23 protein-coding genes, 1 CRISPR repeat array and 2 riboswitches are annotated in these 24,145 nt (G+C 41.5%); of the genes, 15 read left to right on the top strand and 8 right to left on the bottom strand.

The features are described from left to right. The first annotated feature begins 16 nt into the window (after positions 1–16). The 6 genes from prfB (at position 17) to V7L12_RS10010 (ending at position 4,289) form a co-directional block, all read left to right on the top strand. A protein-coding gene (prfB, locus tag V7L12_RS10035) for a peptide chain release factor 2 (protein WP_335084186.1) occupies positions 17–1,139 on the top strand; the annotation gives its coding sequence in 2 pieces (ribosomal slippage) (positions 17–88 and positions 90–1,139; 1,122 coding nt in all). Between the two features lie 130 nt (positions 1,140–1,269). Beyond that, positions 1,270–1,425, top strand: coding sequence for a DUF3285 domain-containing protein (locus V7L12_RS10030; RefSeq protein ID WP_104904774.1), 156 nt, complete (start codon positions 1,270–1,272; stop codon positions 1,423–1,425). Between the two features lie 39 nt (positions 1,426–1,464). After that, the gene (gene ybeY, locus V7L12_RS10025) at positions 1,465–1,992 is read left to right on the top strand and encodes an rRNA maturation RNase YbeY (protein WP_335084426.1); all 528 of its coding nucleotides are present in this window, start codon (positions 1,465–1,467) and stop codon (positions 1,990–1,992) included. Positions 1,993–2,146: 154 nt separating this feature from the next. Continuing rightward, on the top strand, positions 2,147–2,602 hold the full coding sequence (locus V7L12_RS10020; RefSeq protein ID WP_335084185.1) for a diacylglycerol kinase family protein: 456 nt from the start codon (positions 2,147–2,149) through the stop codon (positions 2,600–2,602). Between the two features lie 316 nt (positions 2,603–2,918). Then, the gene (locus V7L12_RS10015) at positions 2,919–3,518 is read left to right on the top strand and encodes an anthranilate synthase component II (protein WP_335084184.1); all 600 of its coding nucleotides are present in this window, start codon (positions 2,919–2,921) and stop codon (positions 3,516–3,518) included. Positions 3,519–3,521: 3 nt separating this feature from the next. Beyond that, entirely contained in the window at positions 3,522–4,289 is a 768-nt protein-coding gene (locus V7L12_RS10010; RefSeq protein WP_335084183.1) for an MBL fold metallo-hydrolase, read from the top strand. 104 nt (positions 4,290–4,393) lie between these two features. Here the strand turns inward: V7L12_RS10010 and V7L12_RS10005 are convergent, their stop codons facing one another. The 3 genes from V7L12_RS10005 to V7L12_RS09995 form a co-directional block, all read right to left on the bottom strand. Next, the gene (locus V7L12_RS10005; RefSeq protein WP_335084182.1) at positions 4,394–5,635 is read right to left on the bottom strand and encodes an FG-GAP repeat domain-containing protein; all 1,242 of its coding nucleotides are present in this window, start codon (positions 5,633–5,635) and stop codon (positions 4,394–4,396) included. Between the two features lie 565 nt (positions 5,636–6,200). After that, positions 6,201–6,434 carry a hypothetical protein gene (locus V7L12_RS10000; protein WP_335084181.1) on the bottom strand — a complete coding sequence of 78 codons (234 nt, stop codon included), beginning with the start codon at positions 6,432–6,434 and terminating at the stop codon, positions 6,201–6,203. A gap of 21 nt (positions 6,435–6,455) precedes the next feature. Next, a complete protein-coding gene (locus V7L12_RS09995) occupies positions 6,456–6,626 on the bottom strand; it encodes an NUDIX domain-containing protein (RefSeq protein WP_334824447.1) in 171 nt (56 codons plus the stop codon). Between the two features lie 304 nt (positions 6,627–6,930). Here V7L12_RS09995 and V7L12_RS09990 point away from each other — a divergent pair, with 304 nt between their 5' ends. Next, a complete protein-coding gene (locus V7L12_RS09990; RefSeq protein ID WP_335084180.1) occupies positions 6,931–8,241 on the top strand; it encodes an aminopeptidase P N-terminal domain-containing protein in 1,311 nt (436 codons plus the stop codon). 182 nt (positions 8,242–8,423) lie between these two features. On the opposite strand, the gene V7L12_RS09985 is transcribed toward V7L12_RS09990, so the two are convergent. Next, complete coding sequence (locus V7L12_RS09985; protein ID WP_335084179.1) at positions 8,424–9,614, bottom strand: sensor histidine kinase; 1,191 nt, start codon at positions 9,612–9,614, stop codon at positions 8,424–8,426. 445 nt (positions 9,615–10,059) lie between these two features. After that, positions 10,060–10,260: riboswitch (cyclic di-AMP (ydaO/yuaA leader) on the top strand. Between the two features lie 97 nt (positions 10,261–10,357). Here V7L12_RS09985 and ntrB point away from each other — a divergent pair. The 4 genes from ntrB to V7L12_RS09965 all read left to right on the top strand — a co-directional run bounded on the left by ntrB (position 10,358) and on the right by V7L12_RS09965 (position 14,621). Beyond that, positions 10,358–11,209 carry a nitrate ABC transporter permease gene (ntrB, locus tag V7L12_RS09980; RefSeq protein ID WP_335084178.1) on the top strand — a complete coding sequence of 284 codons (852 nt, stop codon included), beginning with the start codon at positions 10,358–10,360 and terminating at the stop codon, positions 11,207–11,209. 86 nt (positions 11,210–11,295) lie between these two features. Then, the gene (locus V7L12_RS09975; protein WP_335084177.1) at positions 11,296–12,738 is read left to right on the top strand and encodes an ABC transporter substrate-binding protein; all 1,443 of its coding nucleotides are present in this window, start codon (positions 11,296–11,298) and stop codon (positions 12,736–12,738) included. 50 nt (positions 12,739–12,788) lie between these two features. Continuing rightward, a complete protein-coding gene (locus V7L12_RS09970; protein ID WP_335084425.1) occupies positions 12,789–13,625 on the top strand; it encodes an ABC transporter ATP-binding protein in 837 nt (278 codons plus the stop codon). Positions 13,626–13,641: 16 nt separating this feature from the next. After that, positions 13,642–13,777: riboswitch (cyclic di-AMP (ydaO/yuaA leader) on the top strand. Between the two features lie 223 nt (positions 13,778–14,000). Continuing rightward, entirely contained in the window at positions 14,001–14,621 is a 621-nt protein-coding gene (locus V7L12_RS09965; RefSeq protein ID WP_335084424.1) for a universal stress protein, read from the top strand. A 290-nt stretch (positions 14,622–14,911) separates the two neighbouring features. On the opposite strand, the gene V7L12_RS09960 is transcribed toward V7L12_RS09965, so the two are convergent. Together V7L12_RS09960 and V7L12_RS09955 are read right to left on the bottom strand one after the other, a co-directional pair. Continuing rightward, positions 14,912–15,124, bottom strand: a complete 213-nt coding sequence (locus V7L12_RS09960; protein ID WP_335084176.1) for a high light inducible protein — start codon at positions 15,122–15,124, stop codon at positions 14,912–14,914. 42 nt (positions 15,125–15,166) lie between these two features. Then, positions 15,167–15,370: a high light inducible protein gene (locus V7L12_RS09955; protein ID WP_292778497.1), complete on the bottom strand. Its 204-nt coding sequence runs from the start codon at positions 15,368–15,370 to the stop codon at positions 15,167–15,169. Positions 15,371–16,103: 733 nt separating this feature from the next. Here V7L12_RS09955 and V7L12_RS09945 point away from each other — a divergent pair. The 4 genes from V7L12_RS09945 (at position 16,104) to V7L12_RS09930 (ending at position 21,544) form a co-directional block, all read left to right on the top strand. Then, a complete protein-coding gene (locus V7L12_RS09945) occupies positions 16,104–19,217 on the top strand; it encodes an MFS transporter (RefSeq protein WP_335084175.1) in 3,114 nt (1,037 codons plus the stop codon). A gap of 354 nt (positions 19,218–19,571) precedes the next feature. Then, a complete protein-coding gene (locus V7L12_RS09940) occupies positions 19,572–19,844 on the top strand; it encodes a hypothetical protein (protein WP_335084174.1) in 273 nt (90 codons plus the stop codon). 281 nt (positions 19,845–20,125) lie between these two features. After that, on the top strand, positions 20,126–20,368 hold the full coding sequence (locus tag V7L12_RS09935; protein ID WP_335084173.1) for a hypothetical protein: 243 nt from the start codon (positions 20,126–20,128) through the stop codon (positions 20,366–20,368). 234 nt (positions 20,369–20,602) lie between these two features. After that, the gene (locus V7L12_RS09930) at positions 20,603–21,544 is read left to right on the top strand and encodes an extracellular catalytic domain type 1 short-chain-length polyhydroxyalkanoate depolymerase (protein ID WP_335084172.1); all 942 of its coding nucleotides are present in this window, start codon (positions 20,603–20,605) and stop codon (positions 21,542–21,544) included. A gap of 12 nt (positions 21,545–21,556) precedes the next feature. On the opposite strand, the gene V7L12_RS09925 is transcribed toward V7L12_RS09930, so the two are convergent. After that, positions 21,557–22,408: a dienelactone hydrolase family protein gene (locus tag V7L12_RS09925; RefSeq protein WP_335084423.1), complete on the bottom strand. Its 852-nt coding sequence runs from the start codon at positions 22,406–22,408 to the stop codon at positions 21,557–21,559. 307 nt (positions 22,409–22,715) lie between these two features. After that, positions 22,716–23,471: a CRISPR direct-repeat array (repeat unit 37 nt; unit sequence ATTGCAATTCATCAAAATCCCTATTAGGGATTGAAAC). Positions 23,472–23,622: 151 nt separating this feature from the next. After that, complete coding sequence (locus V7L12_RS09920; RefSeq protein WP_335084171.1) at positions 23,623–24,144, bottom strand: hypothetical protein; 522 nt, start codon at positions 24,142–24,144, stop codon at positions 23,623–23,625. Position 24,145 lies beyond the last annotated feature (1 nt).

The raw sequence follows: 24,145 nt of genomic DNA, 5'->3' as shown, positions 1-24,145 counted from the left end.
TCATTCAGCAAGCACTATGGAAGTCTTAGAACTCAAACGCGAAATCGAAACGTTGTCTGGCCGCCTGGGTAAAACCCAGGACTATCTTTGACGTACCTGCACTGACAGCGAAAATTCAAGACCTCGAAAAAATATCAGCACAGCCAGAATTTTGGAATGACCAAACCCAAGCCCAACAAACGCTACAAGAACTCAACGACCTGAAAGCCCACCTCCAGCAATATGATCGCTGGCACGCCAATCTGGAAGATACTAAAGCAGTTGTTGAGTTGTTGGAGTTAGAAACCGATGAGGCACTACTCCAAGAAGCAGAATCTACCATCATTAAACTCAATCGGGATCTGGATCAGTGGGAATTACAACAGTTACTTTCAGGCCCCTATGATGCTGAAGGTGCTGTACTGACAATTAGTGCTGGTGCTGGTGGCACAGATGCTCAAGACTGGGCATTTATGCTAATGCGGATGTACACCCGTTGGGGCGAAGCTCACGGCTATAAGGTAACTTTAGCTGAAGAGTCGGAGGGTGATGAAGCCGGAATTAAATCGGCAACCCTAGAAATTACCGGTCGCTATGCTTATGGTTACTTGCGTTCAGAAATGGGTACACATCGCTTAGTGCGGATTTCACCTTTTAATGCCAACGGTAAGCGACAAACCAGTTTCGCAGGGATAGAAGTGATGCCACAGATAGATAACTCTGTGCAATTGGATATTCCAGACAAGGATTTGGAAATCACCACAACTCGCTCTGGTGGTAAAGGTGGGCAAAATGTCAACAAAGTAGAAACTGCGGTACGGATTGTTCACCTTCCCACGGGTCTTGCTGTGCGCTGTACAGAGGAGCGATCGCAGCTGCAAAATAAAGAAAAAGCCCTAAATCGCCTCAAAGCAAAGCTGTTGGTCATCGCCAAGGAGCAACGTGCCCAAGAAATTGCCGAAATTCGTGGCGATATGGTGGAAGCCTCTTGGGGAAACCAAATCCGTAACTATGTGTTTCATCCTTACCAAATGGTGAAAGATTTACGCACAAACACGGAAACAACAGCAATTGGTGATGTGATGAATGGCGAACTTGATACATTCATCCAAGCTTATCTGCGCCAAGAAAATAAACTAGTAGAAAACACTCTGGCATAGAATTGCTCATTACATAACACCTCGATTGCTAAAGCGTTTCACGGAGAAACGCCTTAGCAATATACGGGCGATCGCAATTCTATCCCAGACCAACTGTTACAGTTATAAAAGAGTCTATAGACAAATAACTATGAGTAACTCTCCTTCAACAGAACCTCAACCTAGCTACGTCAAACTCGCCATGCGAAACATGGTGCGCAAGGGTGGAACTTCCCTAAAGCATTTTGCGTTGACTGCTGTAGGGCTTTTAGCTCTGCTTGTTGGTCTTGCTTACCTCACTCACTAACGATAAATCGTAAACCTCAGACAAGGAGACTGTGTGCCCCTGAGAGTTGAACTATATGTGGAGGAGTATTTTTATGAGTTGTCCCCGACAACATCTGTAAAGATTGACGAGACTAATACCCGAATTACTCCTGAAACTTGGGAAAACTGGTTTAATCACTGGCTGGAAATACTTCACCCTCAGATTCCACCAGCGCCAAGTTATGAAATTGGGCTGCGTTTGACAGATGACTCGCAAATTCAAGAACTGAATGCTCAATATCGTCAGCAAAATAAGCCGACAGACGTTTTAGCCTTTGCTGCTTTGGAGGTGGATTTTCCTCAAAGCAAAGAAATGCTTGCCTCTGTACCATTATACTTAGGTGATATTATTGTGTCTGTAGATACAGCACAACGCCAAGCTCAACAACAGGAACATAGCTTACCAACCGAGCTAGCGTGGTTAGCTGCTCACGGTTTGTTGCATCTGTTGGGCTGGGATCATCCTGATGAAAAAAGTTTGGAGCGAATGTTAAAACAGCAAGTGAAATTGCTGAATGCAATAGGTATTGCTATTGACATGGAATAGCAGTAGCTGATGTATCTCTTAATGTCAATTTTGGGTAATACTTTTATAATACTTCTGTGGAAAAGTTGCCTAAAGATTGCCTCAAAGTTAATTCTGCCATTAAGATCGGCGAATATTCCTACTGTAGCAACTCTGTTCTTGTGTTTTTAAGTCTATGTCCCAAAAAATTTCTCCATCACCAACGCCTACCTCGTTACAAACACTAGTGTCTAACGAACGGGAATTCTCCTGGAAAGTAGCCTCTAATTTATTTGTTAGTTTTAAATATGCCTGGGCTGGAATCAGCTATAGTTTTCAAACTCAACGTAATTTTCGCATCCACATAAGTGTTTGTGCAATGGCTATCGCTTTAAGCGTTTTTTTGCATCTGCAAGCGGTGGAAATAGCGGTAATTGGTATAACTAGTGGTTTAGTTTTGGCATTAGAGTTACTAAATACAGCGATCGAGTCCGTTGTGGACTTAACCGTTAAGCAGACATACCATGATTTGGCAAAAATTGCTAAAGATTGTGCGGCTGGTGCAGTGCTTGTCTCTGCTTTCGTAGCGATGTTAGTAGCAGGTACGCTATTGCTCCCTCCTCTGGTAACGTTAATTATATCGGCTTTGTAAATGTGATTTGCGTAGGCGAGCATTTACCGCAGGCATCGCTAAGTGACTCATTAAGAAAATCACACTCTATCCGAATTCCCTTTGCAGAATATATTCAAAATTTAAGTCGTGCGATGTCTACGACGGGCTACGCCTACGTGCCAAGCATCCTGGCTAAAGGATTACTTGGTAATCTTTAGGAAGTGGCCGCAGAGTAGCCGCTTTATACTTACGCGTCCACGTCAGCGTTATTTTTACACCTAGCGAACAAATAGCATGAGATACTTGTCCATGCTTTTTGCAACTGATAAGTGATAAAAACCAGGAGTGATAAGCTTTGATTATAGTTATCGATAATTACGATAGTTTTACATATAATTTAGTGCAGTACCTGGGAGAATTGGCTTCAGAGTTCCCAGTGGCAGATGATATTAAAGTTTTTCGTAACGACAAGATATCCATAGATGAGATTCGGGCATTAAAGCCGGAAGCTGTAGTTATTTCTCCTGGGCCTGGTCGCCCGGAAGATGCCGGTATTTCTTTAGAATTGATTGAACAGCTAGGCCAAGAGTTACCAATTTTGGGTGTTTGTTTGGGACATCAAAGCATTGGTCAAGTGTTCGGTGGTAAAATAATTCTTGCTCCAGAGTTGATGCATGGCAAAACCTCTCAGGTGTCTCACACTGGGGTGGGGGTTTTCCGTGGATTAGAAAATCCTCTAACGGCCACCAGGTATCATAGTTTGGTAATCGAACGTGAGACTTGCCCAGATGTGTTAGAAATCACCGCTTGGGTTGAAGATAACACCATTATGGGAGTACGACACCGGAACTATCCTCACATTCAGGGCGTCCAGTTTCACCCAGAGAGTGTCCTGACATCTTCAGGAAAACTGTTATTGCGAAATTTTCTGGAACAGTTACAGTCAAGAGCATAATTAATGAAACGACGACAGTTGATGGGCTATGCTGGGGCGGGGTTGGTAACAGCTTTGGTTACTACCTTGGGTTCTGAATCTCAAGCTGACGCACAATCTAGCAGTTTATCAGTTAAGTGGTTGGGTCATACTTGCTTTCTTTTTACTGGTGGTGGTGCGAAAGTTCTTATCAATCCATTTCGGTCGGTCGGTTGTACAGCTGGGTATCGTCCCCCAAAAGTTGCAGCTGATTTGGTACTGATTAGCAGCCAACTGCTAGATGAAGGTGCTGTGGATGTACTACCGGGAAATGCAAAACTCATCTATGAACCAGGAGTCTATGAGTTTAAAGGTATTAAATTCCAAGGAGTTGCCATAGACCACGATCGCAAAGGTGGTAAGCAGTTTGGCTCAAATACCGCTTGGAGTTGGAAGCAAGGCGGAATCAATATCCTACACTTAGGCGGAGCCGCTGCACCCATTTCCATTGAGCAAAAAATCTTGATGGGGCGTCCCGATGTAGCGTTTATTCCAGTGGGAGGCAGTGCAAAAGCCTACAATGCTGAGGAAGCAAAGCAGGCTGTTCAAGTATTAAATCCCAAGTTAGTGATTCCGACTCATTACCGTACACAAGCGGCTGATGCTGCTAAGTGCGATCTTTCACCACTGGATAATTTTCTGACCTTGATGCAAGGTATGACAGTGCAGCGTAGCAATGGAGATAGTATTTCCATTAGCCCTGGTAAATTGCCGGAAAAGGGGGAAATTCAGGTTTTGAGTTACAAATTTTGAATAAAGAGGACTGGTGATTGGAGACTAGGAAAGAAGCAGAGGAAGCAGGGGGAGAATAATCACTCCTCCCTCCATCTCCATCTCCTAAATTCTGATTTCTGATTTTAGAACGTATACCACTCTCCGGTCAGCTTATCTGCGTCGCTGACGGGAGTCTCAACTGCTGTCGTTTCATTTATAGTCCAAATGTTGTCTGTACCTGCTGTCTGATCGCGCCAGTAGATATCAGTCTTGCCATCGCCGTTAAAATCGCCAAGGGATGGTGTCAAAGCCGCATTATTAGCTGGTAAGAAAGCTTCAGTTGCTACTGTTGTACCATCCATCAACCAAGCGGTGTTCGCACCTGTGCTTCCATTGTGCCAGAAGATATCGGTCTTGCCATCACCGTTGAAATCACCAATTTTGGAAGTCCAAGATGAGTCAAGTGTCCCCAAAGCACCCTCTGTGACTAAGATGCCATTCATCGTCCAAACTTTGTTCTCACCTGTTTGGGCGTTTCTCCACAGAATGTCAGTCTTATAGTCGCCGTTGAAATCACCAAGGCTAGCAGTCCAGGCGGGATCTTGTGATTGCAGCGCAAAGTCAGTCTTTTGCGTACCATCCATAAACCAAGCGACGTTATCGCCAGTTGTCAGATTGCGCCAGAAGATGTCACTCTTGCCATTGCCGTCGAAATCAACAATGGTAGGAGTATACGCTGCGTCTGTAGTGTCTAGAACAGTCGCATTCAGAACTGTTGTACCATCCATCTCCCAAATAGCGTTCTCGCCAGTTGTGGCATTATGCCAGAAGATATCGGTTTTGCGATCGCCATTGAAATCTCCAATCTGAGGAGTCCAGGCTGGATCGACGCTACTTAGAGCAGCCGCACTACCAACTTTGGTTCCATCCATCAGGACAACGCTATTCTCACCGGTTGTCTTATTGCGTAACAAGAAGTCGGTTTTGCTATCAGCATTGAAGTCAGCAATTTTGTAATCATAGGCGGATAGGTCAAATTGACCTAAAGAACCCTGTTCGAGAACTGTTGCGCCATCCATCAACCGAATGATAATCTCACCAGTTGAAGAATTGACCCAAACTTTATCTGTTTTACCATCACCGTTAAAGTCAGGAGTAATCGCCGCACTAGTTAAGTAAGGATTAGGATTGGGATTTGCTGACGTTTTAACAGGCGCAGTCACCGGTTTACTTTCTAGTGCTAGTGAAGAACTCTTATTTCCAAACCCCAAATCATAATTTAAACTCTTAAGAGAAGTTGTCAAGATTTCTGATTTTGCAAAAGAATCTGATACCAATCGAGATGTATTCAAAGCTAAGGGTGAGGAATTTTGATTTCCAGACATGGTTTATTTTTATGATTGGTTGTTATATTCTTTTAACTTTTTTTGCCAATCTCTTTCTGTAACGAAATAACATTTACCTGGTTTTCAACATTTCTTTATAACTATTTTTTCTTTGTTAATGTCACTTATTGAAGATAAATATCTGTTTATTTTAAACCATTGTTCTAAAATTTTAAAGTTCTACACAAGCAATTATAAAATACTTTTTGTATTTTATATCTGATTATTGATAAACAAAAGCTGATTCCTTTATCTATTTTTTTTGACATTTAAATGTTGTATCAAAAATTTACTTGTATCTTTAACTGGTAATCAGTCAGATAAAAATATCCACACTAGCTATATATTTTTTCTAAACTTAGATAATCTTGATAATCCTTGTTTTGAGAGATGAATTTCTAACTACGAACTAGAATTTTATTTTATGTTTAATTATACCAACTTACTTAAGATAGAAGCGATCGCTAGATTATTCCTAATAAATTTGTATAATCTTGCCTTTATTTTCTTGGCACTTTCTTAAGTATTGGCTGAAGATCCACTATTTTTTATTTTGTAAACAAGCTTAGATAAAAAATAACCTTGACCACCCACCAGCTAGTCCTAAATTTGAGCTATCCAATTTAACCCAATAAAAATCAAAGGCTATAGGGTTTTTGCTGATACTTGGATGTATTTCCCAATGCCGCCAAGTAGATGGTGTAGGCCGAGTTAATTCGAGATGATAAACATAACGTTCTTGAATTTCATTCCGATAGGGTGTCATATTGTATTGATAAATACCCAATAACTCAATCATCCGAACTCCCTTAACACCAGATTATTCATAAATTTCTCGCAGTACAGCTTCAGATGGCTCCTCACTTTCTTCAACTGTACCAGCAGGTACTTGCACGCCAGCTTCCGGAAAATCAGTATGTGTAAACACCATTAATTCATCTTTCTTAGTTACATAAGCGATCGCTTTTTTTATTATGGGTTGAGTTGACATATTTTTTACTGTGTGTTGTTAAATTTATGAAATACCAAAATTTGTATAAAATAAATATTTAAAACTTATTTAACTTCATGAATATCCTAAATCATTCGATAACAACAAGATTTCCGAATTGTTTAAAAACTAGGAAATCTGAGTCTTTCGAGATAATTAATTCTTCTCCAATAATTTATAACTTGAGTGCAAACAAATATTGGTTAGAATAATTTAGATTAGCAACTATTAAGAGGCATAATCTGTGCATCTGCTAGTTGCCGAAAGTGTAAAATAACACAATACTTTTAAAAGTACATCAACTATGCAAGCAGAATATCGGCAGCGTCGCGAGCAGTTAATGGCAAAAATTGGTGATGGTACAGCCATTTTTCGCAGTGCGCCAATGGCAGTGATGCACAATGATGTCGAGTATGTTTATCGCCAAGATAGTGATTTTTTTTACTTGACTGGTTTTAATGAACCACAAGCAGTAGCAGTGTTAGCGCCGCATCATTCAGAACATCGGTTTGTGCTATTTGTCCAACCGAAGGATCGCGAAAAGGAAGTATGGACTGGTTATCTTTGTGGGGTAGATGCAGCCAAGGAAATTTATGGTGCTGATGAAGCGTACCCGATTAGCGAGTTAGATGAAAAGTTGCCGCAATATTTAGAAAAAGCCAGCCGGATTTATTATCACTTAGGACGCGATCGCAATTTTAACGATCAAATTCTAAGACATTATCAAAGTTTATTGCGAACTTATCCGAAGCGCGGTACAGGGCCGATCGCTATTGAAGATACTGGCCCTGTCCTCAACAGCATGAGATTGATCAAAAGCGAAGCTGAGTTGGAATTGATGCGTCAAGCAGCTGCGATCGCTACTGAAGCGCACAATTATGCCCAAGAAATTGCTGCACCGGGACGTTATGAGTATGAAATACAGGCGGAGATGGAACGGATCTTTCGAGTGCGGGGTGGCTTAGGGCCTGCTTATCCTTCGATTGTGGCTTCTGGTGTAAATGCTTGTGTACTCCACTACATTGAAAATAATCGTCAAATGCAGGATGGAGAATTACTACTAATTGATGCCGGTTGTGCTTACGGTTATTACAACTCGGATATTACGCGGACATTTCCTGTAGGGGGTAAGTTTACGCCAGAACAAAAGACGCTGTATGAGATTGTTTTAGAAGCGCAAAAACAAGCGATCGCTCAAGTCCAACCAGGTAATCCCTTCAAATTAGTTCACGATACAGCAGTGCGCGTTATCACAGAAGGTTTAGTCGAACTTGGCATTCTCAAAGGTGAAATTGATAAGTTAATTGAAGAAGAGAAATATAAACCATATTATATGCACCGCACCAGTCACTGGTTAGGTTTAGATGTCCATGATGTCGGTGTTTATCAGCATGGTGAAGACAAACCTCAAATTTTACAACCAGGTCAAATTTTGACAGTTGAACCAGGACTATATATTGTGCCAGATACCAAACTAGCAGAAGACCAGCCGGAGACTGATCCTCGATGGATTGGCATTGGTATTCGGATTGAGGATGATGTGTTAGTTACACCTGGGGGACATGAGGTGTTAACTGCGGGGGTTCCCAAAGCAGTAGATGAAATCGAAAGATAGAAAATGGGGATGGTAGACATCATCCCTAAGCCGTGGCGATTGGAAATCGCGGCTACACGAGACTTTACCTGCCTGCGCAGGTTAACAAACCCTTGATTTTCTCTTAATTCTTAGTCCACGTTGGCGTAGCGTTCCGCAGGAAAGGTGGACTTTGCTTGTGTAGCCGCGACTTCCAGTCGCTTTTAAAATCCCACTTCTAAAGGAAAAATTACGGTAAAAGTAGAACCAACGCCTACCTGCGAGGCTAGGTTAATTTGACCTTGCAATAGTTTTACTAAACGCGAGACGATCGCTAATCCCAATCCTGTACTATCAGGAAGATAGGGACGATCGCTATAACTCACGCGAAAGTAGGGTTCAAATATCTGGGCTTGGTTTTCCGATGCAATGCCAACTCCAGTGTCAGAAACTGCCATCGCCCATCTCTGGTTCTCCAACACCTGACACATGATAATAACAGTCCCCGACTCTGTATAACGAATCGCATTACTAATAAGATTTGTAAAAATTTGTTGCAATAGAAAACAATCTGTGATTAATTTTTCAGGGATGCGATCGCAATCGACTACGATTTGTAGATTTTTTCCCGCAGCTAAAGGTTCGAACATTTCACATACATTATCGATTAATACACGCACATCGGTAGGTGCTGATTGGAGTTTAATCTGCCCTGCCTCATAGCGCGAAAGTTCTAGTACATCATTAATGAGATGGAGTAACTGTCTACCATTGCGTAGTACTCGCTCAATATGTTCTAAATTGCTAAACCTGTCTTTGATATCAGTCTTTCGTCGTTGTTGGCGTAAAAACAGATCCGAATAACCAATAATGGAAGTTAGAGGATGTTTCAATTCGTGGGCTAGTTGGGAAAGATACTCTTGATTAGCGCTAATTAGCCGCGTGAGTTCATCATTATGGAGCGTTAGTGATGCTTGCAACTTCTGTAATTCCCGTAAGCGTTCCTCAACATAACTCTTGAAACATCGAGCGATCGCTTCGTCTATAATAGCGTCAATCAAACGCATGGAACGAATTATCTCTGACGGGATTCCCTTTAATAATTCTGGTTGTAGAGCATCAAATATTACTGTTCGCAGCAGATGATATTCTCTGGCAATTTCTGCTGGATCAAAACCTTGTTCGGCTCGAATCGCTCCATGCTGAAAACTGGCAGTAACCATTGATTGAATATCATTCTCTTGAGATTTTGAAAGCACTGTCACCATAGCTTTCAAAACATCAGGAATGTGATCTTTTACCGCTGTATAAGATAAGTCATCAGCACTTTCAATCCGTCTATCCCTACGAACCGTTAAAATCCATTTATCAAGGATAGTTTCCGTTTTTTCAGCCAGTACTTGACTAAAATCCATTATGTTAAATTCAGCTAGAAGATAGATGAGTAAACTTCCATATCCAAATAGTTTAGCGACTATAGTGGCGTTGTACCACAATTAGTAATATTTTTCATCTACCAAATTAAATAGATTTAACAGAATTTGGCTATTGATGAGCATTAATACTCATACATAAATTTTAAAAAGTATAATATATATCTTGATTTTATCGATAGAAGTCTAGCAATTAACAGCCTTGTGACTTGACTTAACAAAATTATTTAGCTCACTGTGCAAGGATTTGATTCACAAGATAATAAAAATTATCAATTTTCTGGATTAGCGAAAAGTTAGGTTAGCCAGACGACTGAAATAACAAAAGAAACAACAACTATCAGCAGACAGATACTTTCACTGAAGTACCATCTATGTTATATTGTTTATATCAATGTTAAAATGTACAAAACTTAAGTATTTACTTAGAGTAAGTCAGCCTAATCTAACAGATCACAGTGCGTGATGTTGGAGCGGAGGAACCAAATTGTGGGGCGTATCTCAGAGAAAGTCAGGAGTTAGAAGTTACTTTAGTAAATATTCAACTCATAACTCATAACTTTTTTTAGAAGGGCATCTCTCAGCCCTAGCCCGTCAGCTAACTTCGTAGGCATTGAGAGGAGACTGAAGAGACGGCATTTTTATAATGTTCCGATCTCATCGGTGTCCAAGGCTGGTACTGCTCGATTTTTTTGTACCTGCACTTAAATCTGTTGAGGTCGTAGATGATATTTCAACTAAATTTAGCAGCGATCGCCGCGATCGCTGGACAAGCAACTTGGAAAAAGGCAAAACCTGTCATCCTCAAAGATGTCTTCATTCTACCTGTATTGGGCTTCTTGGGAATAATTGTACTGTGGTGGATTATTGCACTTGCTAATCATGAATTGATGCCCACTCCACCAGAAGCGCTAATCGCGAATCTAGACTACATCTTAAATCCCTTCTACCAGCGAGGCCCAGGTAACTTAGGAATAGGTTGGTTGTTGATAGCAAGTCTGCGTCGAGTATTACTGGGCTTTTTATTAGGTGCGGTAGTAGCGATTCCTCTGGGGTTTCTAATTGGTATGTCCAGACGCGCAATGCTAGCGTTTAATCCGATCATTCAAATTTTTAAACCAGTATCGCCTCTAGCTTGGCTACCCATCGCTTTAGCAATTTTCAACTTAGCAGATCCTTCCGCCATTTTTGTGATATTCATAACTTCCTTATGGCCGACAATTATTAATACAGCCTTAGGAGTTTCTAGCGTTCCCCAAGATTATTTAGATGTGGCACGAGTTTTGGAAATGCCGCGTTGGCGACGGATTACAAAAATAATTTTGCCTGCAAGTTTGCCGTATATTTTTACCGGCTTACGAATTAGTTTAGGGATAGCTTGGCTAGTGATTGTCGCGGTGGAAATGCTCACAGGCGGTGTTGGTATTGGCTTTTTTGTCTGGGATGAATGGAGTCGGTTAAACCTAAGTTCAGTCTTTTTAGCTGTGTTCATAATTGGCTTAACTGGGTTAATTTTAGATTACGCTGTGGGTAAAATCCAAGAATTTGTCACCCATCGCCCTACAACTTCCAACTAATAAATTTGGCTGCATTCAAAAGAGCAAAATGTAACGATACTCTGCACCTGGAGCGTGAGTAATTAATCACCAATGGAGCTACAAGAATGGGTGATCATAACTGGACTCGACGAGACTTTATCAAAGGAATCGGAGCAACCACAACCGGAATAGCGTTATCTTCCTGTGCGATTTCAGGAGATAGATCAGCTAAAGGATTGACTGAAGAAGCCTTAGCTGTACAACCAGTAGTTAGATCCCAAGACCTAGAAAAATCTGACCTTACTATTGGTTACGTTCCCGTTAATGATTGTGCGCCATTTGCGATCGCCTGGAAAAAAGGCTTCTTCCGCAAATATGGTTTGAACGTCACACTTAACCGCGAGGCCAGTTGGGCTACTTCCCGCGACGGTTTAATATTTGGTCGTTTGGATGCTTCGCCCGTAGTATCCGGTGCAGTCACCAATGCCAGAATTGGTGCTGAAGGCGCACGCCACGCCCCCTTGTGTGCAGCCATGACCATTCACCGCCACGGTAACGCCATGACGATGAACAAAGCCATGTGGGATTTTGGGTTGCGTCCGTGGTACGAGTATCAAGAAAAATATGGCGATGGCGCGCTAGAAGCCTTTGGACGCGATTTCCGAGGCTATTTTGACAAGCAGCCGCCAGAACGCAGAGTTTGGGCAGTTGTTCTGAGTTCCGCTATTTACGAATACTTTGTCCGCTATGTATCCGCCGCCGCTGGTGTCGATCCCCTCAAGGAGTTTCGGATCATCATCGTTCCGCCCCCCCAAATGGTAACAAACGTGCGGATTGGTGCGATGCAAGCTTATATGGTTGCAGAACCCTGGAATACACGAGCAATTACAGGTAATGAAAACATTGGTTTTACCTTCGCACAAGGCAAAGAAGTCTGGTTGGGACACCCAGATCGTTTGTTGGGGGTAATGGAATCTTTTATTGACAAATATCCCAAAACCTATCGTTCCCTCGTCAAAGCGATGATTGAAGCTTGCCAGTATTGCAGCAAAGTAGAGAACCGCCAAGAAGTAGCCGAACTGATTACAGACCGTTCCTTTACAGGTGCTAGACCCAAAAAGAAAAATGCCCCAATCGCGAAATTTACAAGTCCCGGAATTCTCGGCAACTATAACTATGGCGGCTTTGACGGCAAAGACCGCACCATCAAAGCCGCTGACACCACGATTTTCTTCGATATTCCTGACAACCTTCCCAAACAGCCAGGAGAACACTCAACATTTTTATGGAGATCGAGAAGTATTTGGTTGATGACACAAGCAGCGCGGTGGGGACAAATTAAGGAATTTCCCAAAAATGCCGAGAAACTAGCAGAACTTGGCTGGAGAGCAGATTTATATCGGGAGATAGCATCGGAAATGGGCATCAAGTGTCCCAAGGATGATTACAAGGTCGAACCACCAGAGGTATTTATAGATAAGAAAGGCTTCGACCCCAGCGATCCGGTGGGTTATCTGAATAGTTTTGCCATCAGGGCTAACGCTCCCACTCGTTTTTTCATGTCTTAAATCCCAAGTTCAAATATTGATTGACTAAATTATTTCCGGAGCCTTTGATGATGGAATATACCTCATTACCTATTAATACCCAGACCGAAGTTATGCCCCGTCCTGGATTTTTAGAAATTGAAAATTTAGTCAAGTCTTATCCGACACCTGATAAAGATAACTTTGTCGTTTTAGATGGGGTTAATCTGACGATTGGTGAAGATGAATATATTTCTGTAATTGGTCACTCAGGTTGTGGGAAATCAACTCTAATAAAGATAGTAGCTGGTTTAGAAAAAGCAACTTCCGGCTCAGTCAGGCTAGATGGACAAGAAATTCGTCAGCCGGGAGCAGAAAGGATGATGGTATTTCAGAACTATTCGCTGTTACCTTGGTTAACAGTGCGAGAAAATATCCGTTTAGCCGTGGATGAAGTGTTAAAAAATGCTAAGAGGGCTGAAAAAATTAGCATTGTAAATCAACACTTGGCAATGGTAAACTTGACGGCGGCGGCTGACAAATATCCTGATGAAATTTCTGGAGGTATGAAACAACGAGTAGGTATTGCCAGAGCCTTAGCAATTCGTCCCAAAATGTTGCTGATGGATGAACCTTTTGGGGCGCTAGATGCACTAACTCGTGGCAAATTAGAGCAGCAGGTATTGGATATTTGGGAAAATAATCGTCAAGCAGTGATGATGATTACCCACGATGTAGACGAAGCAATTTATATGTCCGATCGCATCGTCTTGATGACCAATGGCCCAGCTGCTAGTATCGGGGAGATTTTAGAAGTTCCTTTTGAGCGTCCACGCGATCGCGCCGCCATGCGAAACTCAAAAGAGTATTTTGAACTCCGCAACCATGCCTTAAATTTCCTCGATCGATATTTTGCTCAAGACGAGTAAATTAGATTATCATTTTTTTAGTGGGTAGCCTAATTCAAATTCATGAAAGCTGGATTTGGAACGGAGGAACCAATGTTTGGGGCTAATCTTACGAGAGACACCTTCCAGTCTTAGCCCGTCAGCTAACTCCGTAGGCAATGGAAGGAACCCCCAAGACTTTGGCTGTAATACAGTTCTTATTGGGGTTTCCTTAACTGATTTAAGATTTGAAATTTTGGTTATCGTCACTCAATCTAAAATCCAAAATCGTTCGACTGAGCGACTTGCCTTGAGCGAAGCCGAAAGGAGCCGAAGTCCAAAATCTAAAATTGGTCGCCCTGCTTCTCATTGCTAATTCATTTCATTAGGAGAAGTAAAGCTGTGCAAATCAAGCCAATGTTAGCACGTCTGCAAAGTGCCACAGGCCGAGATGACTTAATTGAACAAATGGTACTGTTGCCAGAACCAAACAAACCTTTTTCTAAAAAACCTCAAAAGGTGAAAGCAGTTAATCTAATTGTTGCTTATGACGCATCTCCTAAGAGTCATACGGCATTAGATATTGCATTTTGGATTGCCCATCAAACGCGTTTGGCCACTAATGCAGAAGTTACAGTTCAAGCCGTTTACGTGGTAGAAGATAATCAAAGCAGTCAGTATCCAAATATTTTAAGCTTTCCCCAACAACAGCCTTCATTGGAATGTCCAGTCAGTGAAGTATCAAAGTCTGTCACACAGGTATTAACTCAACCCAAATTACAGACAGCGATCACTCCCCTACAACAAGCAGATATAATTCTCTGGCAAGCCCGAAGTCTGGCTGAAGAATGGCAAGGTTCCTTCAAATCTCACCTGCGGTTTGGCTCCATTGCCACAGAACTTAACAAAGTTGTTAAATCAGAAGCTGCCGATATTCTGTTTCTAGGTTGCAACTCTGTCAATCATCCGATGATTGAGGCTCTAGGTTCTAATTTTCCCTGTGCTGTTTTGGGCATTCCTAGTTCTATTGATGAATAATAACTGTTTAAAATTTCAGTAACTTTTGTCAAATTTTGATCGTAGATAAGTCACCTAAAACTAGGTGGCTTTTTTCGCTACTATGCAACCAATTAAACTTCGCAAGGTGGGTTTGGAAAATTGATACCGTTATATTCTAGTACAACAATTGGTAAATAAGTAGAAGAGAAGAGTAAGCAAGTTGCTCAATTTTTTGATAAGTTCGTAGTAAGCAATTTAGTCCTTATCTAGGCAGTAAAGTGCTTAGATAAGGAGTATTTTAACCGATCATAATGATTGTGGTAAGGCTACTAGTAGCCAATCAGATGTAAAACGTCGCGCAGGACGCTATAACCAGCCAAATCCCAAAGCAAATATGCAAGGAAGCCAATAGCCGCCAAACGACCATTCCAAATTTCGGCTTGGGGAGTAAAACCAAACAAAAATGCATTACGGTCTATACCGTTGTATTCGGGTGCAACAGGTGGTAAATCACTAGAAGAACGAGTTTCTTTAATTGCCATTTTTTTTCTCCAAAATCTAGTCGGTTTTTAAGTGTTTAGTTTCTAGTAGCCAATCAGATGTAAAACGTCGCGCAGGACGCTATAACCAGCTAAATCCCAAAGTAAATAGGCAAGAAAACCAATAGCTGCCAAGCGACCATTCCAAATTTCGGCTTGAGGAGTAAAACCAAACAGAAATTCATTGCGATCGCGGCCATTGTAAGCTTTAGCAGTAGATGATAAATCAGTAGATGGACGAGTTTCCATTGTTTTTTCCTTCCTAATCAAGTTGGTTTTTATTCTTTAATGCTTTAGTAATCAATCAAGCGCAAAACGTCACGCAGAACGCTATAGCCAACTAAATCCCAAACTAAATAGGCAAGAAAGGCAATCATTGCAAACGACCGTTCTAAATTTCGGCTTGAGGAGTCCAACCAAACACAAAATAATTGCCATCGCAATTATTGTATTCTGTTGAAATTATTGGCAAATCTCTGGAAAAGCGAGTTGCCATTTTTTGTCCTCAACAATTCGTTTGTTAAGTTTAGTGTAGCTATTAATAATTAGAATGTTTTCTGCCTGTAGACACAAACCACAAGCACTTCTTCTGGACGATTATTAGAAAGTATTATTAAAAACAAATCCACCTGGAGAGGGTGATAAAAAATAGATATTTAAATCTATTTAAATAATTTGGAAAATAACTAGTATTTCAATAGAATCACTCCCTCTCAAGAGAGCAATTAAAATTAAAAATTAGTGATAATTAATTAATAGGGCTTACCAATTTTATTAACATTTATACTAAAGGAGACTAAAATTTATATCTTACGCTGGATACGGTTTTCAGCCTTTGGAGAGATGCTTTAAATAGCTAAATTCTACGATTCTGATCTAAAGAGTTAGGTATTGCCATAATTACACACATAATAAATACTAAGAGTTACTTCTCAAGAAATTCTTAATTTCCCCAAATTTAAACTTAGTAGAAGGAAATCCAATGTTCCAAAGTACGGAAATCATGGTGGGACTCCATAAACCACTATTGTGGTTAGCACAGGTTCCAGTAGAACGCTCAAACGTCACACCAGAACAAGCATCTGTTCTCATTTCCGGGCCGCGCTTTTTTGTGGCTTTAATCTCCGGCGTGATTCTTGCCTTTGCTTTCCAATTAGTTCTAACTAATCTCTCCCTTGCAGCCGGTATTTCCTACCTGGGGCACTCATCTGACTCGGATTCAGATAATGGGGAAGTCGGAAGTTTGGGCGGCAGCATTCGCAAAATCGGCACAGCAGTGGGGATTTGGACATTACTCACTGTGACGGTCGCCTTATTAATCGCTTCTTATCTAGCAGTAAAATTGAGCCTTGTGATCTCAGACCGAGGATTGGGAGCGATTCTCGGTTTGGTGATTTGGGGTGCTTACTTTTTGCTCCTAGTTTGGGTAAGTTCCACCACCGTAGGCTCCTTAATTGGCTCAGTTGTCAATACAGCAACATCTGGGTTTCAGGCGATTATGGGGACTGCTACCGCCGCACTAGGCGCTAAAGCTGTGAATAGCCAAGTGGTAGCCACAGCTGAAGCCGCCGCCGCCGCCGTCCGTCGAGAACTAGGAAGCGCCATCGACCCCGTGAGTATCCGGGAAAACATTGAAGATTACTTAGAAAAGATCCGTCCTCCAGAGCTAGATGTGTCAAAGATTCGGAGTGATTTTGAAAATTTACTCAACGATCCGCAATTAAAAGCGATCGCTGGGACTCCAGATATCCGCAACATCGACCGCCAAAAGTTTATCGAGTTAGTCAGCAGCCGCACCGATCTTTCCAAAAAAGATGTTAGCCGCATTGCTGATACCTTGTATAAAGTTTGGCAGCAAGTGGTAAGTCAACAACCACCCACCGAAGACCGTTTGGGTGAGTTAATGGATTATCTGAAATCACTTCCACCAGGACAAAACAAAACAGACGAACTCAATGCCAAGCTAGATCGGTTACTAGCAGAAAAGGGTGGTTCCAAAGAATCTGACCAAAAGGCAGCTACCGGGCCAATTCAAAGTACACTCCAGCAAGGACTATCTGCTTTAAGCGCCATTGTGTTGGGACGCGCAGATCTGTCTGATTTGGATGTGGAAAAAATCTTGGGTAGTCTCACTAGCGCTAAAGATAAAGTCACCGACCAAGCAGATAAGCTAGGGTTGCCAACACCATCACAACCCTACAGCACAATTCGGGCTGATGTCGAAAACTACCTGTACAATACTTATGCTTGGCAACTGAGTCCAGAAAGAATTGCCCAGGAATTTCATGATGTCATCTACGACCCAGCAGCTGACCCTGGAATCATCCGCAGGGAACTAGAACAACTATCCAGCAATGATTTCGCCAAAATTTTGCAAAAACGGGGATTGCTTACCCAAGGTCAAATTCAGCGCATTGCAAATCAGCTAGAAACTGTCCGCCAAGAAGTGCTAATAACAGTGAGAGCTGTTGAAGAAAGAGATATCGTCCAAGACTTGCAACGCGCAGTAGAAAGTTATCTGCTCGTTACTCCCAAGGCAGATTTGACACCTGAAGGCATTGAGCAGAATTTTAAACCACTGTTGGAAGACTCAGAGGCAGATTATGAAACCCTGACATTACGACTAGCGCACCTTGACCGCCAAGAAATTCGGGAGATATTGCTACAACGTAATGACGTCCAGTTATATGAAGTAGATAGCATTCTTGATGAGTTGGAAAAACAACGCGATCGCGTCTTGGTAGAATCCAAAGGATTAGCAGAACAGGCACAATATCAAGCAGAAACCCTGTGGCTGAATGTAGAATCATATCTGCGTAACACAGGCAAATCAGAACTGAATCCTGATGGCATCCGCGCCGACTTCAAAAAGCTACTGGAAGATCCTGAAGCTGGAATTAGCTCAATTCGGGCGCGCTTGTCTCGTTTTGACCGCGACACCTTAGTACAATTGTTGAGTCAGCGGCAAGATTTGAGTGAAGATCAAGTTAATCAAATCATCAATACTACTGAAGAGTCATGGCATAGTATTCGCCACACACCCCAAGCTGTAGTAGATAAAGCTAAAGAGCAATACGACTCTGTGACGACAACGATCGCAGATTATCTCCGGAATACTGGGAAACAAGAACTGAATCCAGAAGGAATTGGGCGAGATTTGACCAGATTGTTTGAAAACCCCAAAGAGGGAGCCGTCGCACTGCGCCGTCGGTTGTCGCAGGTAGACCGGGATACACTAGTGAAATTGCTCAGTCAACGCCAAGACTTGAGTGAAGAACAAGTCAATGAAATCATTGATTCCACCCAAACTTCGATTCGTAACTTTGTACGTGCGCCTCGTCGTCTAGCTAGCCGCACACAGCAAAGAGTAGAATCATTCAAAGGTTATCTGGAAGAGTATCTGCGCCAAACTGGCAAAGAAGAACTTAATCCTGAAGGTATCAAACGCGACTTGCAATTACTGTTGCACGATCCGCGAGTCGGCGTAGAAAGTTTTGGCGATCGCCTTTCCCAGTTTGACCGTTCTACGATCATCGCCCTGCTGAAAATTCGGGAAGATATTTCTGATCAAGAAGCAGCACAGATTGCCGATAATATGGTGTCCGTAAGGGATCAATTTGTCGAACAAGTGCGGAGCATTCAACGGGGCATTCAAGATGCAATTGATGGGGTTTTTGGCCGCATTCGTAACTATCTCAACTCCCTGGATCGCCCGGAACTTAACTATGATAGTATTAAGCGCGATGTTCGCACAGTTTTTGACGATCCCCAAGCGGGGTTTGATGCCCTGCGCGATCGCCTGTCCTCCTTTGACCGTGATACCCTAGTGGCAATTATGAGTTCTCGTGAGGACATTTCCGAAGAAGACGCCAACCGGATCATCGACCAAATTGAACGGGCACGCAACACAGTATTGCAACGTGCAGAACGCATACAGCATGAAGCCCAACGCCGTTTAGAACAGGTAAAGCATCAAGCACAGCGGCAAGCAGAAGAAACCCGCAAAGCCGCAGCTACAGCAGCGTGGTGGCTGTTTGCCACAGCATTCGTCTCCGCCATTTTCTCTGCATTAGGAGGAGCGATCGCTGTAGTTTAACAAGTTGTCTCCGCTAACTTTTCAGCCTCCCGGAATGGGAGGCTTTTCTATGTTAAGGACGCATACTCCTACGCAGAAGCAAGCTACACGTAGCATCTGCTAGAGAAGAAAGAAAAGGAAGAAATACGTATTGGTGAATTTTGTGTAAGTATGTCTTTCAATTATGTCTTTCAATATAGTCATATATGAATATCCTTTACTGCTCTAATCTCAGCAATTAGATGGGTGAAAATAGAATTGGTTTAATGTTTTAATTTTATTAAATGACTTGCAATCAAACCTCAGCCTATAATCAATAAATCGCCCTGTATTTTTTGCAAGTTAATAATTTTACCTAAGTAGCAATCTCAAACAATGGAAAATACATTAGTTGATAAAACCTTCCGTGACAGCAATGGCAAAATTGTTTTGGCTGAAATGCCAAACCCACCACTTATTCTTTGGATAGTAGTTAGTTTACTAACCCTAGTTTTTACAAGTGGTAAAATCAATACAGTGTTAGACTTTCTGGCAAATGGCTCCTTGTTTACTTGGGCATGGATGGAGCTATTTCAAGGCGTTAATTATTTTCGCAGAGCGCTAGGTCTTGCCGTATTGATTAGTATGATCGTATATAAAATTCAGTAAAATTAAATAGTTAAGTAATAAATAATACTAAAAAAACAGGAGTTTCTCAACTCCCTTTTTTTTGTCCAAAGTTCAAAATGTGAATAAAGTCATACTGAAATTATGACTTTATTCCACTGTGTTTTATTATTCAGCATTTTAAACTCAGAGCAATACAGCAAATCAATTAAGTCGTGTAACAAGCAAAACTTACTATAAGGTTGATAGATGAGAATATCTGTCACAAATTATTGATAAATGCTGTATAAAACTCAAGAAAATTAATTGATGGAGATTTGAATATGAAACGTATTCTATTAGGTACATTACTTGCTCTCCCATTTGCAATTTCCTCCTTGCCGTCACAAGCATCAGCAGCAGAAATTCTTGTCAGACCTAATGTTCATAGATCCGCTATTGTGCATAAACCTGTTGTTGCCCGATTTCAACGAAAGTTAATTCCTGCACATTGGGAAACAGTACGACGTGGTAACAGGTGGGTTAAGGTTAGAGTTCCTGCTCGTTATCTAAATGTCAGAGTTTAATACAGCGTATTTCAGCTAAATGAAGTACACGGGTAGGGGCACAACATGTTGTCCCCCTATGATTATCTGTACCTCACCTTGGCGTAGCCTCTCGTAGAGAAGTTGCAATCTGCTGTATCTAAATAGAGGCTAACAACTTTAATTAAGTTGTTAGCCTCTATTAGGTAAAAGTTTGTTGCTAAATAAGACTTGCAAAGTATATTAAAGTAGCTGATATAAGTCAATTTAATCAAAATGAATATATATCAAAATTCTCAGGTTTTTAAAAAGCTTTTGATATTTATATTAGGAATTAGTTTAGTAACAGCCTGTGATTTCATTCAGGCTGACGAAAAAAGTATAACTAAAGAAAAAATCTTGATTGGTGATAATTATGGAGAACTATACAATCAAGGAAAGTTACGTAATTACTATTTTTACACTCCAAAATCTTATAATTTAGACCGCTCGATGCCTTTAGTTTTAGTGTTTCATGGAGATGATGGTAATGGTCGGTCTATCAGTAATGTGACTCACTTCAATGAATTAGCAGATCAAAAAGGATTTATTGTTGTTTATCCAGACGGAATTGACCAAAAATGGAGTCTTAGAGGTAACACTCAAGGAAGGGTAAATGATGTTTTGTTTGTCAGTGCTTTGATTAATCATCTTCAGCAACAACTTAATATTGATAGTCATAAAGTTTATGCCACCGGTTTTTCTAGAGGTGGCATACTTACCCAAGCACTGGCTTGTAAGTTACCTGATAAAATTGCTGGTTTTGCATCAGTAGCTGGTTCGCTCCCAGTTAGACTCAAACCTAGTTGCCAGCCTCAAACTCGCATATCGATGTTAACGATCAACGGTACAAACGATCGCGATGTACTTTATGAAGGTGATGACCACACTCAACGAGGAGCGTTGGTTTCGATCTCAGACATGGTAGACTTTTGGCGATCGCACGATCAATGTACCTTATCAAATGCATCTTTGAAGTTTTCTGAAGATAAAGTGAAAACCGCTATCTACACAGGTTGCAGTGGCAACTCCGAAGTCTGGCAGCTAGCGGTAGTAAACGGTGGACATTTCTGGCCTGGTGGTTCTTCAACTGACGAGAGCCTAAACAAATTCAATGCCAAGCTGGGGCTGAACGCCAGTGAAACAATTTGGGACTTTTTTCAGCGTCACAGTTCATGAGTACCTAATTTTTTAAACACCATTTTGCTTAAACCATGCCAAGAGGCGTTTCCAGCCATCCTGAGCTTCTTTCTCACGGTAGGAGGGGCGATAATCGGCAAAAAATGCGTGGGGTGCATTTGGGTAGACGATAATTTCAGATTTGCTGCTGCTGGACTGTAAGCGATGTCTACGACGGGCTAAGCCTACGCGCATCTGCTCTACTGTATCAAAAGGAATACCTGTATCCTTCCCACCATAGAGTCCGAGAATAGGGACTGTCAGTTTTGATGCAATATCAACGGGATACTTGGGCTGAAGTTCGGTAGCATCGCCCACAAGTTTCCCGTACCAAGCCACACCTGCCTTCACCTGGGGATTATGTGCAGCATATAACCAGGTAATACGACCGCCCCAACAGAAGCCTGTAATTCCCAATTTCTCGCCATTACCCTTAGCTGACTTCTTTGCCCAGTCTACTGTGGCATCAAGATCGGATAATACTTGGGCATCTGGTACTTTGGCGACAATTGGACGAATTTCGTCTATGTTGCTTAACTTCGAGACATCACCTTCACGCACAAATAATTCTGGTGCGATCGCTAAATATCCCAACCGAGCAAAGCGACGAGTGATATCCTGGATATGCTCGTGTACACCAAAAATTTCCTGGATTACCAGAACAATTGGGAAATTATCACCAGTAGCTGGTGCTGCTCTATAAGCAGGAATTTCGCCATCTTTGACGGGAATTTTAACTGCACCAGCTACTAACCCCTTGGCATCAGTAGTGATGACTCCGGCAGAAATGGGTTGTACTGCGAGGGCAAAACCTGTCGCCACTGTAGCTGTTGCAATAAATTTGCGGCGCGTTATTTCTTTCATCATCTCTACGTTGAATTACTAAGTTCCCTTATATTTAGGTTACTGTATGGTCAAATAGCGCAAAGGGGTAGGTGTACAAATTTCACAACCTAAAAAAAGTGCTTCTATCTCAGCACCAGCAAGCGTTTCACCCCACAAATTGTCAAAATTCATCCGCGCAATCTCTCAAATGCTTACAATAATTGAGTTTCAGCCTTCAACCTTTCCCAACACTCTTCCCAAAGAAATTCTCTAATGCTATGATTGCTCTAGAATCGCGCAACCGCACCTTGAAAACTAAATATAGCTTGACTTTCAAGCTCCCGCTATTGCAATTCATCAAAATCCCTATTAGGGATTGAAACTGGGGTTGGGGGTGGTGGGTGCGATCGCGCTGATAAATATTGCAATTCATCAAAATCCCTATTAGGGATTGAAACAGGTTTAGCCTTGCGCGTTCTGGCTCGAAAATTGAATTGCAATTCATCAAAATCCCTATTAGGGATTGAAACGCCAGCCATGCAACCATTGTCACAGCATCAATCTTATTGCAATTCATCAAAATCCCTATTAGGGATTGAAACATTGCTCTGCAAAAAGAGCATTCGCTAATTGCCCTATTGCAATTCATCAAAATCCCTATTAGGGATTGAAACGAATGGTTTAAGGGCAACGCAACACCTACTACATTGCAATTCATCAAAATCCCTATTAGGGATTGAAACACCAAGTGACAAAATGGAGATTATGCCCATTAAATTGCAATTCATCAAAATCCCTATTAGGGATTGAAACATGAACAATCGGATCTATCTCTAATCCAAGCTGTAAGCATTGCAATTCATCAAAATCCCTATTAGGGATTGAAACTCCAGACTGTTCAAGGACAGTTCCCATGCCCAATCATTGCAATTCATCAAAATCCCTATTAGGGATTGAAACATCGCTGGATGCCAATGCTCAGACTGAAACATCTATTGCAATTCATCAAAATCCCTATTAGGGATTGAAACATTTCAAGACCAGACCTCACTGAAAATGACTGCTATTGCAATTCATCAAAATCCCTATTAGGGATTGAAACAATAATTGATCGCAAGTTTCGCATAGCCCTTCAGTGCATTGCAATTCATTCATTAAAATTCCTATTAGGGATTGAAATAAGGGTGGCGGTGGGGTCTGGGGAAACCCCAGATATAAAACTTAGTATCAATATTAGACAAATAGCGATCGCCTTATTTTTCCCGATTTGTCCAATCTTCTCCACCAGCTAACTGACTAAGGTAATCATCCATAATCGCTGGTAATTCCTTTGGCGAATAAGTATATGTTAAAGCCAGGAAACTAGTGGCTGTAGTTATAATCTGGTTTTTATCTAACATCGCTGACAACTGAGAGCGAGTAAATTTACCATTTATCACTTCCTCACTCGCATCAGCGATCGCATCTTCAATAACTTCCTCTTCTATCAATTTATCCCAGTCATCTAAATGAATATAGTAAGATTTTTTATTATCTTTGATATTTAGCTTTTTTATTTCTCGGATTGAATTACGAATAGAATTTGCCCAGGAACCAGTTAAACATTGTTCTACTTGGTTTTTAATTAAATGAATCAAAAGAATGTTTAAATAAGCTTGGATATTCCGCAGAATAGCTTGTTTGCTCATGCCTTCTAATTCATCTACAATTGCTAAGGCATCTGCATAACGTCCTTCCAAAATATTCTTTTTGAGGTCTATAAGTTCCTGGGTCATT

The sequence above is a fragment of the Nostoc sp. genome, assembly GCF_036918245.1.
Classification (GTDB): domain Bacteria; phylum Cyanobacteriota; class Cyanobacteriia; order Cyanobacteriales; family Nostocaceae; genus Nostoc.
The sequence above is the reverse complement of the archived record's forward strand: the minus strand, read 5'-3'. Positions and strand labels throughout refer to the sequence as shown.

Bases quoted from the DNA above. Each gene is read 5' to 3' on its own strand.
- V7L12_RS09955 (WP_292778497.1), bottom strand. From the start codon at position 15,370: ATGGAAACTCGTCCATCTACTGATTTATCATCTACTGCTAAAGCTTAC.
- V7L12_RS10030 (WP_104904774.1), top strand. From the start codon at position 1,270: ATGAGTAACTCTCCTTCAACAGAACCTCAACCTAGCTACGTCAAACTC.
- V7L12_RS09920 (WP_335084171.1), bottom strand. From the start codon at position 24,144: ATGACCCAGGAACTTATAGACCTCAAAAAGAATATTTTGGAAGGACGT.
- V7L12_RS09990 (WP_335084180.1), top strand. From the start codon at position 6,931: ATGCAAGCAGAATATCGGCAGCGTCGCGAGCAGTTAATGGCAAAAATT.
- V7L12_RS09975 (WP_335084177.1), top strand. From the start codon at position 11,296: ATGGGTGATCATAACTGGACTCGACGAGACTTTATCAAAGGAATCGGA.
- V7L12_RS10005 (WP_335084182.1), bottom strand. From the start codon at position 5,635: ATGTCTGGAAATCAAAATTCCTCACCCTTAGCTTTGAATACATCTCGA.
- V7L12_RS09940 (WP_335084174.1), top strand. From the start codon at position 19,572: ATGGAAAATACATTAGTTGATAAAACCTTCCGTGACAGCAATGGCAAA.
- V7L12_RS09930 (WP_335084172.1), top strand. From the start codon at position 20,603: ATGAATATATATCAAAATTCTCAGGTTTTTAAAAAGCTTTTGATATTT.
- V7L12_RS09935 (WP_335084173.1), top strand. From the start codon at position 20,126: ATGAAACGTATTCTATTAGGTACATTACTTGCTCTCCCATTTGCAATT.
- V7L12_RS10020 (WP_335084185.1), top strand. From the start codon at position 2,147: ATGTCCCAAAAAATTTCTCCATCACCAACGCCTACCTCGTTACAAACA.
- V7L12_RS09945 (WP_335084175.1), top strand. From the start codon at position 16,104: ATGTTCCAAAGTACGGAAATCATGGTGGGACTCCATAAACCACTATTG.
- V7L12_RS09970 (WP_335084425.1), top strand. From the start codon at position 12,789: ATGGAATATACCTCATTACCTATTAATACCCAGACCGAAGTTATGCCC.
- ntrB (WP_335084178.1), top strand. From the start codon at position 10,358: ATGATATTTCAACTAAATTTAGCAGCGATCGCCGCGATCGCTGGACAA.
- V7L12_RS09965 (WP_335084424.1), top strand. From the start codon at position 14,001: ATGTTAGCACGTCTGCAAAGTGCCACAGGCCGAGATGACTTAATTGAA.
- V7L12_RS09960 (WP_335084176.1), bottom strand. From the start codon at position 15,124: ATGGCAATTAAAGAAACTCGTTCTTCTAGTGATTTACCACCTGTTGCA.
- V7L12_RS10000 (WP_335084181.1), bottom strand. From the start codon at position 6,434: ATGATTGAGTTATTGGGTATTTATCAATACAATATGACACCCTATCGG.
- V7L12_RS09995 (WP_334824447.1), bottom strand. From the start codon at position 6,626: ATGTCAACTCAACCCATAATAAAAAAAGCGATCGCTTATGTAACTAAG.
- V7L12_RS09925 (WP_335084423.1), bottom strand. From the start codon at position 22,408: ATGAAAGAAATAACGCGCCGCAAATTTATTGCAACAGCTACAGTGGCG.
- V7L12_RS10010 (WP_335084183.1), top strand. From the start codon at position 3,522: ATGAAACGACGACAGTTGATGGGCTATGCTGGGGCGGGGTTGGTAACA.
- V7L12_RS09985 (WP_335084179.1), bottom strand. From the start codon at position 9,614: ATGGATTTTAGTCAAGTACTGGCTGAAAAAACGGAAACTATCCTTGAT.